9 protein-coding genes and 1 pseudogene are annotated in these 10,402 nt (G+C 40.0%); 9 read left to right on the top strand and 1 reads right to left on the bottom strand.

All coding sequences use genetic code 11. From position 1 onward, the window contains the following. Positions 1-118, top strand: a pseudogene (locus tag FTU39_RS10960) (IS982 family transposase); the annotation flags it as partial. After that, a complete protein-coding gene (locus FTU39_RS14000; RefSeq protein WP_373686612.1) occupies positions 111-1,268 on the top strand; it encodes a TagA domain-containing protein in 1,158 nt (385 codons plus the stop codon). The pseudogene FTU39_RS10960 and the gene FTU39_RS14000, both read left to right, overlap by 8 nt. 196 nt (positions 1,269-1,464) lie before the next feature. Here the strand turns inward: FTU39_RS14000 and rpsT are convergent, their stop codons facing one another. After that, complete coding sequence (gene rpsT, locus FTU39_RS10950) at positions 1,465-1,734, bottom strand: 30S ribosomal protein S20 (RefSeq protein ID WP_004976669.1); 270 nt, start codon at positions 1,732-1,734, stop codon at positions 1,465-1,467. Positions 1,735-1,949: 215 nt separating this feature from the next. Between rpsT and FTU39_RS10945 the strand changes: the two genes are divergently transcribed. From FTU39_RS10945 to FTU39_RS10915, 7 genes are all read left to right on the top strand, one after another. After that, positions 1,950-2,615, top strand: coding sequence for an NAD(P)H-binding protein (locus FTU39_RS10945; protein WP_180052179.1), 666 nt, complete (start codon positions 1,950-1,952; stop codon positions 2,613-2,615). A 12-nt stretch (positions 2,616-2,627) separates the two neighbouring features. After that, a complete protein-coding gene (gene rraA / locus FTU39_RS10940; RefSeq protein WP_004976667.1) occupies positions 2,628-3,140 on the top strand; it encodes a ribonuclease E activity regulator RraA in 513 nt (170 codons plus the stop codon). A 53-nt stretch (positions 3,141-3,193) separates the two neighbouring features. Then, the gene (locus FTU39_RS10935; RefSeq protein ID WP_004976665.1) at positions 3,194-3,973 is read left to right on the top strand and encodes a glutathione S-transferase N-terminal domain-containing protein; all 780 of its coding nucleotides are present in this window, start codon (positions 3,194-3,196) and stop codon (positions 3,971-3,973) included. Positions 3,974-4,199: 226 nt separating this feature from the next. Further along, the gene (locus FTU39_RS10930) at positions 4,200-4,559 is read left to right on the top strand and encodes a hypothetical protein (RefSeq protein ID WP_004976663.1); all 360 of its coding nucleotides are present in this window, start codon (positions 4,200-4,202) and stop codon (positions 4,557-4,559) included. Between the two features lie 150 nt (positions 4,560-4,709). After that, positions 4,710-8,171: a transcription-repair coupling factor gene (gene mfd, locus FTU39_RS10925; RefSeq protein ID WP_180052178.1), complete on the top strand. Its 3,462-nt coding sequence runs from the start codon at positions 4,710-4,712 to the stop codon at positions 8,169-8,171. Positions 8,172-8,379: 208 nt separating this feature from the next. Then, positions 8,380-8,814: an HIT domain-containing protein gene (locus FTU39_RS10920; protein WP_004976660.1), complete on the top strand. Its 435-nt coding sequence runs from the start codon at positions 8,380-8,382 to the stop codon at positions 8,812-8,814. Positions 8,815-8,880: 66 nt separating this feature from the next. After that, positions 8,881-10,356 carry an adenylate/guanylate cyclase domain-containing protein gene (locus tag FTU39_RS10915; RefSeq protein ID WP_218953095.1) on the top strand — a complete coding sequence of 492 codons (1,476 nt, stop codon included), beginning with the start codon at positions 8,881-8,883 and terminating at the stop codon, positions 10,354-10,356. The last annotated feature ends 46 nt before the right edge of the window (positions 10,357-10,402 follow it).

Here is a 10,402-nt window from a genome sequence, read left to right as displayed (position 1 = left end):
TAAACATCGTTCGATTGCTGGTTTTTTAGCAGGCGTATTTTCTTCACTATGTGCGTATCAACTTTGCCAAAAGAATAAGCCTAAAATTCATGTGATTAAATCTTTGGCTTATCCGTAACTGGGGTTATTTAAAACCGCGCTTATTTGGTGTGCCTGTAATTACTATTATTGGCGGATATGATCCTGAAACTCAGCAAGGTGTGTTGTATCCTGCTGCACGCAGTAACTGGGGTAATGTTTATAATTTACCTGGGGCAAATCGTGCTGCTGAAAATGCCGCATGTTGGTTAGATGTTCAATATGCCAATCGTAATCAGAACGTGGCATTGGCACCTAACCGTATGACCAGCAATGCCAATAAACTGCATGTCAATTTAGCACTTGCTGAGCAGCCAAAACAGGTGAATTTATACTGTAAAAAAGCCAATCATGCCGAGAAGTTATTATCGACACTGAATATTCCGCAATATAGCGATAGTATTCAACCTGCGGTAAAAATTGGTCGTACACATGGCTATGAAGCTTTAAGAAAAGTTGAAATGCCTGATTTTCAGAAGCAGTTGGAAGCGCAAGCCAGTCAAGCTGTGGTGGCTTTAAAACCTGCTGCACAACTATTGTATGATTCTTATGCAGATTATCGTCAAGAGCTAAGTGCAACTGCACAGCAACAATTACAGCGTTATGAACAACAGCAAAATACGATTTATCGTTTAAACCGCTGGATGAATGTTTATCGTGCCGATTTAGAAAAGACTAAGCCTGAAGCGGAAACAGCATTGCACAATTTTGTGGAGCGATTGGGTTTAGGCAATGAAAATATTGTGGCTGAAGCAACACTAATGAAAAACAGAAATAACTGTTTGAAAGTTGAAACTTTGGCGAGTGGTCAGAAAAATGCTTACATTAGTGGAGCAAGTGGCTGTACAGGCGATGCAACTGAGCAGTGGATTTATGATGGTTTGGGGCGTATTCACAGCAAAGCAGAAATGGATCAGTGCTTAACCAACAACGGCAATGTGGTCTCACTTGCAAGCTGCAGTACATCTAAAGACAGTCAGGTCTGGGAAATGCACACAGCTTCGGGAACGATTCGTCAGGGGAATCAGTGCTTTGATTTAGAGCATGGCTACCTAAAAGAAAACCGCGCGCGTTTAATTCGTTATGGTTGCACAGGTGGTGCGAATCAGCAATGGACGCAATTAAAGGCTAATAACAGTTTGCAACTGGCTTATTTAAGTCCACAAAATTTACGACTGATGCTGAAATAATTCTTCGTCTGAATTATTCATCTTCATTAATTTAAAACACCTTTTGACCAGTTCAGGAGGTGTTTTTTATTTTATGGTGGCAGGTGTATTTGAAGTGATGTAATTGGCGTGCAGAAACTAAAGATTGCTTAATTTGATAAATTATCGAAACAGCAGGCACAAAAAAAGCCCTTAACGGGCTTCTTTTGTTTAACACTTAGTTAGAAGCTAAAGCTTTAACTTGAGCGTTTAAACGGCTCTTATGACGAGCTGCTTTGTTCTTATGGATGATGCCTTTATCAGCCATACGGTCAATTACTGGAACAGCTTTTTTGTAAGCTTCAGTAGCAACCGCATAATCACCTGCAGCAATAGCAGCGATTGTGCGTTTTAAATAAGTACGAACCATAGAACGTAAGCTTGCGTTGTGTTTACGTGCTTTAACGTTTTGACGAGCACGTTTTCTAGCTTGAGCAGAGTTTGCCACTCGTGCACTCCTTGAAATAGATTGGTCTGGGCGGGCTGCAATTACTTCCGAAAACCAACATCAGAAGAATTATCACCAGCCCGTAAACAAGTGCCATATTTTGATGAAACTAGACAGTTAAGTCAAGTCTTGACATGCTTTGACAACATTTTAGCTGCAGAAAAATCAGAAAGAAACAGGTAGATTAGCTTTAAGCCTCAGAGATTGTTTAAAAAATGACAAATTCTATTCAAAATGCAATTGTAATTGGTGGGAATGGTTTAGTTGGGCAGCAATTGGTCAAACAGCTTAATCAGCTGCCTGAATGTAAAAATATCACCGTTGTTTTGCGTAGACCTTGCTCGGAATTAAATCGCTTAGAAAAAGTCCAGACGTTACTCCTCGAAGACTTTTTATTGCTCAATGATGAAGATGTGAGCGGTTATAGTCATGCATTCAGTTGTTTAGGCACAACCTTAAAAAAGGCAGGCTCAAAGCAGGGATTTTATGCTGTGGACTATACCATCAATGCACATTTTGCCGAATTATTGCAGGCGAAGGGTACGCATTACATATTGGTCAGTGCTTTGGGAGCAGAAGCCAAATCAGCCGTATTTTATAATCGTGTCAAAGGTGAGCTAGAACAATATATTGAAAGTTTGGATTTAGACAAAGTATCAATTTTGCGTCCATCTTTATTATTGGGTGAGCGCAACGAACAACGGCGTTTAGACGATTTAGGACAAAAGCTGTATCTTAAAATATCACGATTTATTCCCGATCATTTTACATATAAGCCAGTAAGTGCTACGCAAGTGGCTCATACTATGGTCGAGGCAGCGCAATCGCAAATTCATAAATTTCAAATTTATGATAATTTACAAATACAAAAAACCAAGTAAAAGGGGAACAACGTGTCTACAGTACCATTCGTAACTTGTGACTTATTAGATGACCATCCAGAACATGACCTTCAAGTGGTGATTCCATCTTTGGATGGTAAATTTTTCAAAAGTTACGGTGCACGTAAAACTTTTGGTGGTCAAATTGTGACTGTAAAATGCTTTGAAGATAACTCACGTGTAAAAGAGTTATTGGCAACCGATGGCACAGGCAAAGTTTTGGTGGTAGATGGTGGGGCATCTATGCGCTGTGCCTTAATGGGTGACTTGATTGCTGAATCCGCAGTGAAAAATCACTGGAATGGCGTGATCATTTACGGCTGTGTACGTGATGTCGATGCAATTGCAGCACTTGATTTAGGCGTACATGCTTTGGCTTCAATTCCACAAAAAAGTAACCGCAAAGGCGTGGGTGAAGTGGATGTGAGTTTGCATTTCGGACAAGTCACTTTTAATTCGGGCGATTATGTCTATGCTGATAACAACGGTATTATTGTGGCAAAAGAAAAGTTGGTCGATTTATAAGCGGTTTGATGGCGCAGTCATCAAATTGCTGAGCACATCACAAGGAAAACAAAATGGTGCATCATCAAATTAAAGTCATTCAGGCAGTGGCATCTATGCTTACCGAAGGTGGACGTGGAGTGAATGGGACAGCATTTCCCAAGCAACCCGAAAAAGCCTTAAAGTTATATGAGTTTGAAGGTTCACCATTTTGCCGTCGTGTACGCGAAGTCATGACCTTGTTAAATTTGGATTATGAGGTTTATCCATGCCCCAAAGGCGGCACAAAATATCGACCTTTGGTGAAACAACTGGGTGGTAAAACTCAGTTTCCATTTTTAATTGATGAAAATACAGGTGATCAGCTCTATGAATCACAGCAGATCATTCATCATTTATTCAAACATTATGGCAAAAGTGGAAAAACGCCAAAAAAATACGCGCATTTTCCTAAAATTCCTTATGTTGCACTTGCAGGCACGTTATTGAATGGTGCACGTGGTGTGTGGATTAACCAGAAAATTGTAGAGCGCGCTGCACCTGAACAACTGATTGAACTGTGGGGTTTTGAGGGAAGTCCTTATACACGTGTAGTACGTGGTGTATTGACTGAACTGGAGTTGCCATTCAAATTTCATAATGTAGCCAAAGAGCGTTGGCAAGATCAAGGCTTGGCAAAATTACGTTTAAAACCGGGTAAATATGTGCCACTGGCAGGTGGTAAGCGTGAGCAGGTATTAAAAGTTATGGGTGATAATATTCAAGTCCCATTTTTAATCGATCCAAATACCCAGACTCAGCTTTTTGAATCGGCCAAGATTGTGAAGTATTTACAGCAAACTTATGGCAAATAAGCTTTAAGTCATTTTTTGATTGTTATAAAAGCATCTTCAAGATGCTTTTTTGCATTTGGCAGGATGCAAAATATGCATTATTATAAATAGCCTAAGCAAAGTGGGGTTGAAACACTGACTTATAACATCAGGGGAGCATAAATCACCCTGATCAGTTGCATCTATTTTAGTGAAGCATTTAAACTCTGCAGCATTCACTTTGATTTCGCCAATTTATAGGTTCAAAATGTTCAGCAAACTTACAGGGTTGTTTAAAAATAAAGCCAATCTCGAAGAAATTGCCTATTTAGAAGCACAGAATATTCAATGGGATGCGGAACAAGGCTATATTGTCGATGGTATTTTGCTTAACGATGTTTTGGCAGAGCGTTTAAATTATTTATCCAACCGCCGTATGCAGCAGTTTGATGATTTGGCACAGCTGTATTCTACAGCTATGATTATCAATGAAAAAATTGATCTGGAAATTGCGCAACAGCGTTTTAACACAATGCTTGGTAATACCGAAGAAAACTTACTGGAATTTAAAGCGATTGTTAAAAAATTGAATGATTATTATCGACAGTTTTTACGTGATCAAAAGTAAAGAGGCGTGTGTATCAAACTTTAAAGCTCGCTGTTTTATAAAATTTTGCAATTAAATACGCTGTAATGGTGGATGAAAAAAATTACGTAAAACCGTCAATTCATCGTGCTAGTATAAGCCCCATGTTGTTTAGACCCTAAAGCTATATACATGTTCCAACACGAAATTTCCCAACTCAATTTAGCACAACTGAAAGCTGGCGAAAAACGCTGGATTGGTAATCTACAAGGTTCTGCCGCAGCATTATTATTTAAAGAAATTGGTCAGCAGAATCAGCATTTATTTGTGATTGTCGCGCGCAATCAACAACATTTGGCGCAGTTAGAAAGCGAATTAGAATTTTACGGGGTAAAACCGACTATTTTCCCCGATTGGGAAATTTTGCCTTATGACCGCTTGTCACCGCATCAAGATATTGTGTCGGAGCGTTTGGCGATTTTATCCAATATGCCGCAGCAAGGTGTATTGTTGGTTTCGGCAACCACTTTGGCACAACGTGTTGCACCAACCTCATGGGTGTTAGGCGAGCATTTCGATATTCGTGTTGGGCAAAAGTTTGCTTTGGAACAACAAAAGCAGCGTTTGGTACAAGCAGGCTATCATCTGGTCGATACAGTCTATGATCATGGTGAATTCGCTGTGCGTGGCAGTATTATGGATATTTATGCTTCGGGACAGGAAGCACCCATCCGTATTGATTTATTTGATGATGAAGTTGAAACCTTAAAGTTTTTTGATCCAGAAACGCAGCGTACCACCCAAAGTTTGCAGAATTTTACGGTTTTACCCGCCAAAGAATTTCCATTAAAAGAAGGTCGTGCGATTTTCCGTGACCGCTATGCAGAAAGTTTTCCAACGGCAAACCCGAAAAAGAACCCTGTGTATCAGGATGTGTTAGAAGGCATTGCATCGCCTGGTTTAGAGTTTTATTTTCCGTTATTCTTCACTCAAGCACAGCTTGAAGGTCAAAATACATTACTTTCATACTTACCAAAGCATTGCATTGTCATTACAGATAAGGCGGTGGATGACTGTTTAACTCAATTTTGGAAAGATGTGCTGTATCGTTATGAGGACAGACGTCATAACATCGACCAGCCGATTTTGCCGCCTGAGCAATTATTCCTACAACCAAATCAATTATTAGAACAACTGAATCAATTTGGACGTGTGATTGCATCGCCCGAAGCTTTTGAGCAAAAAGCAGGTGTAGTGAACTTAAGCACACTTGTACCACCATGTTTGGCGGTTGATCCTAAACAAGAACAACCCTTTCATGCCGTTAAGCAATATATTGATGCGGCCAATCATCCTGTTTTATTGGTGGCAGAAAGTGCAGGTCGTCGTGAAACCTTAAAAGATGCGTTGCGTGCCGCTTTGGGTGAAATTCCACAAGTGGAGAGTTTTGAGGCATTTCAGCAGTCTTTACAAGCCATTGCGATTACCAATGCACCTTTAGATCGCGGCTTGGTCATTCAAGATCAATTGAGTGTAATCTCAGAAAATCAGTTGTATGAACATCGTGTGGTGCAGCGCCGTCGTAAACGTCAGCAGGAAGTTTCTGAAGAGTTTTTAATTCGCAGTTTGACCGAGTTAAGCATTGGTGCACCTGTGGTACATATTGATTATGGCGTAGGGCGTTATGCAGGTTTAATTACTTTAAATATTGATGAGCAAGAGCATGAGTTTTTACAACTTGATTATGCCGATGCTGCAAAAGTGTATGTACCTGTTACCAATTTGCATTTAATCAGCCGTTATAGCGGTGGTGATCCAGACCTTGCGCCTTTGCATAAATTAGGCACAGATGCATGGAATAAAGCCAAACGCAAAGCGTTGGAACAAATTCACGATGTGGCAGCAGAATTACTGCATATTCAGGCACGTCGTCAATCTAAACCGGGTTTTGCTTTTGAGTTGGATCATAGTCTTTATATGCAATTTGCCAGTGGCTTTGCTTATGAAGAAACCTTAGATCAAGCTAATGCAATTGAAGCGACCTTACATGATATGCAATTGGCAAAACCAATGGATCGTTTGGTCTGCGGTGATGTCGGTTTTGGTAAAACTGAAGTCGCAATGCGGGCTGCATTTGTCGCGGTACAGAACAACAAGCAAGTTGCTGTATTGGTTCCAACAACATTGTTGGCACAACAGCATTATGAATCCTTTAAAGACCGTTTTGCCGATTGGCCTGTGCGTATTGAAGTCTTGTCGCGTTTTGGTTCAAGCAAATCTCATCAAAAAACCATTGAAGATTTAGCAGAAGGCAAAGTCGATATTGTGATTGGGACGCACAAAATTCTACAAGAAAATATTCAGTTCAAGCAATTAGGCTTGATGATTGTCGATGAAGAACATCGTTTTGGTGTACGTGACAAAGAACGTATTAAAGCGTTGCGTGCCGATGTTGATATGTTGACTTTAACCGCAACGCCAATTCCACGTACCTTAAATATGGCATTTAGTGGTATGCGCGATTTATCTATTATTGCCACACCGCCTGCACGTCGTTTAGCGGTGAAAACCTTTGTGCAAGAGCATACAGGCGATACGGTGAAAGAAGCCATTTTACGTGAATTGTTACGTGGTGGTCAGGTGTATTTCCTGCATAATGAAGTGGAAACCATTGAGCGTAGTGCTGAAACCATTCGTGAATTGGTACCAGAAGCGCGGGTTGCAGTTGCGCATGGGCAAATGCGCGAGCGTGAATTAGAGCAAGTCATGCAGCAGTTTTATCATAAAGAATATAACGTATTGGTTTGCTCAACCATTATTGAAACAGGGATTGATGTTCCAAATGCCAATACCATTTTAATTGAACGTGCAGATAAACTCGGATTGGCGCAGTTGCACCAACTACGTGGTCGTGTTGGACGTTCGCATCACCAAGCTTATGCGTATTTGCTGGTACCTTCCATTAAGGGCTTAAAAGGCGATGCTGAAAAACGCTTGGATGCGATTCAGCGTGCCTCAACTTTGGGTGCAGGTTTTATGCTGGCAACCGAAGACTTGGAAATTCGTGGTGCGGGCGAATTACTGGGTGAGCAACAAAGCGGTTCAATGCAAGCTATTGGTTATAGCCTGTATATGGAAATGCTGGAAAAAGCCACCAAAGCCATTCAAAAGGGTAAAACTCCTAACTTCGATGCGCCATTGTCTTTAACTGCGGAAATCAACCTGCACATGCCTGCTTTAATTCCACATGATTATTTGGGCGATGTGCATCAGCGCTTATTGTTCTACAAACGCATTAGTAATACCGATACTCAAGAAAAGCTTGATCATATTCGTATGGAATTGATTGACCGTTTTGGTATTCCGCCACAAGCAGTGAAACAATTGTTTGCTGTGCACCAACTGCGTTTAAAAGCAGAGCAGTTGGGCATCACTAAAATTGATATTGGTACAAATGGCGGTCATATTGAATTTTCACCAGATACACCTGTGCAAGCCATGAGTATCATCCAAATGATGCAAAAACATCCGACCTATTTCCGTATGGATGGTGGACAGCGTTTAAAAGTGATGGTGATGTTGGAGGAAGCTGAAAAGCGGATTCAATTTATTGCCGATCTATTAAACAGCCTGCTAAAAACTTTGCACAGCTGAGTTTAAAAATGCAAATTGATCCAAATATCATATCGGTAAATTTATGAATATTTTCTAAGAAACCACTGATTCTATAATGAATATTATTCATGATGAATTTGGTTAAAATTGCACTTTATTTACATCGAAACATGATGGGAATCATACTCAGTTCACTAGGGATGTGATAGTATTACCCATCATTACAATTTGCGTCATTTATAAAGATATGTTTAGTTTGCATCCACAACTTGCTCAAGATACTTTTTTTGTAGGCGACTTTCCTCTGTCAACATGTCGTTTAATGAATGATATGCAATTCCCTTGGTTAATTCTAATTCCACGTGTGCCAGGGGTTACAGAACTATACGAATTAAGCCAGGCAGACCAAGAACAATTTTTACGTGAATCTAGCTGGTTATCTAGCCAATTATCACGTGTATTCCGTGCCGATAAAATGAATGTGGCGGCTTTAGGTAATATGGTTCCACAATTGCATTTTCATCATGTCGTGCGTTATCAAAATGATGTGGCTTGGCCTAAACCAGTTTGGGGTACGCCAGCTGTACCATACAGCAATGAAGTTTTGGCTCACATGCGTCAAACCTTGATGCTTGCTCTGCGTGGTCAAGGCGATATGCCATTTGACTGGCGAATGGATTAATTGAAATGAATTGCCACGCAGGATGCGTGGCTTTTTAATCCTAGATTGGAGTAGGCCGCGGTGTTCATGTACAATTGGATGGAAAGAGATCCCAAACAATTCGAATTTCTGCATCGTTTAGTCGGGTATGCAAGTTTATCCCTGATTATGGTGGTCTATCACTACACCTACGCCGATACCAATTATCAAATTTACCTTCCGTTTTTTCTTACTTTTTTATTACTGATAATTCCTAAATTTTCGCGTTGGCTGCAATATAAATATAGTCATCAAGCCAAGCGTAATATCCTGTTTATTATTGATATTGTGGTAGTCGCAGTATGTTTGTCTGCGGTACATCTGAATTTGGTACTTACTTTTGCCGCTTTATTTGCGCTGCTATATACCGCCATTTATATTAAAGTTTCTTTCTTTTTGGTGGCATTGGCATCCTTATTGGCGGTCACAGTTTTTTATTTTTGTAATATTTTTATTTTTGGTTTTAACGAATATTTTGAACAAAGCAGTACCGAACTTACGATTTTAGCCTTTTTATGTATGATCTTTTACTTTGGCATGGGCAGTGCCTATCAGGCACATCGTATCCGCTATACCACGGCAAAGAAAGACCATTACTACACACAAATGAACCGCTATATGGAATTTGCGAATCAGCTTAGTCGCTATGCACCTTTGCAGTTGTGGCAATCGATTATGAAAGGTGAGTCGGAAGCGAAAATTGAATATAAACGTAAAAAAATGACGATTTTCTTTTCTGATATTCAAGGCTTTACTGAACTTTCTGAAACACTAATTCCAGATGATTTAGCATTCCTGCTCAATGATTATTTAAGCCACATGACCGAAATTGCCAAGCAATATGAAGCGACGGTGGATAAGTTTATGGGTGATGCGATTTTAATTTTCTTTGGTGATCCAAATACGCAAGGTGTTGAACAAGATGCTAAAACTTGTGTAGAGATGGCTATTGCGATGCGTCAGCAAATGAAATTGTTACGCGAACGTTGGGTCAAAATGGGCTATCCGCCTTTACATATTCGTATGGGTATCAGTACAGGATATTGCCACGTTGGGAACTACGGTGCAGCACATCGGATGGCATATACCATTGTTGGGCGTGATGCTAACTTAGCTGCGCGTTTGCAAAGTGCGGCCGAAGTTGATGAAATTTTACTTTCAGATGACACTTATAAACTGATTAAAAATGATTATTTGTGTGCTCCGAAAGCACCGATCTTTTTAAAGGGGATTCAAGACCCTGTAAAAACTTGGCAAGTGATGGAAAAATATGCGGCAAGTAAGTCGGATTATCAGCGTTGGTTTGACTACGAATACAAAGGCTTCCATTTATTGCTAAATTTGGATGAAGTGCAGAATTTTGAATATCCTGAGCTAATTACCGTATTAGAAAAAATGATTAAAAGAATTCAAACGCAGCAAAAGCTGACCAACTCACAGGGTATTGTGAAACTCAAACTTGAGGATGAGATTGTTGAAGATATACAATATAAATCGGCTTCTGACGATACTAGAGTTATTTAAGTATGATTCCCATCAGAAGCCCATTTGATCAATAGATGATATTTCT

The organism is Acinetobacter sp. YH12099, from assembly GCF_013419195.1.
GTDB lineage: Bacteria > Pseudomonadota > Gammaproteobacteria > Pseudomonadales > Moraxellaceae > Acinetobacter > Acinetobacter towneri.
The sequence above is the reverse complement of the archived record's forward strand: the minus strand, read 5'-3'. Positions and strand labels throughout refer to the sequence as shown.

Excerpts from the sequence above, each read along its gene's own strand:
- FTU39_RS10920 (WP_004976660.1), top strand. The coding sequence starts at position 8,380 with ATGTTTAGTTTGCATCCACAACTTGCTCAAGATACTTTTTTTGTAGGC.
- FTU39_RS10935 (WP_004976665.1), top strand. The coding sequence starts at position 3,194 with ATGGTGCATCATCAAATTAAAGTCATTCAGGCAGTGGCATCTATGCTT.
- mfd (WP_180052178.1), top strand. The coding sequence starts at position 4,710 with ATGTTCCAACACGAAATTTCCCAACTCAATTTAGCACAACTGAAAGCT.
- FTU39_RS10945 (WP_180052179.1), top strand. The coding sequence starts at position 1,950 with ATGACAAATTCTATTCAAAATGCAATTGTAATTGGTGGGAATGGTTTA.
- FTU39_RS10930 (WP_004976663.1), top strand. The coding sequence starts at position 4,200 with ATGTTCAGCAAACTTACAGGGTTGTTTAAAAATAAAGCCAATCTCGAA.
- FTU39_RS10915 (WP_218953095.1), top strand. The coding sequence starts at position 8,881 with ATGTACAATTGGATGGAAAGAGATCCCAAACAATTCGAATTTCTGCAT.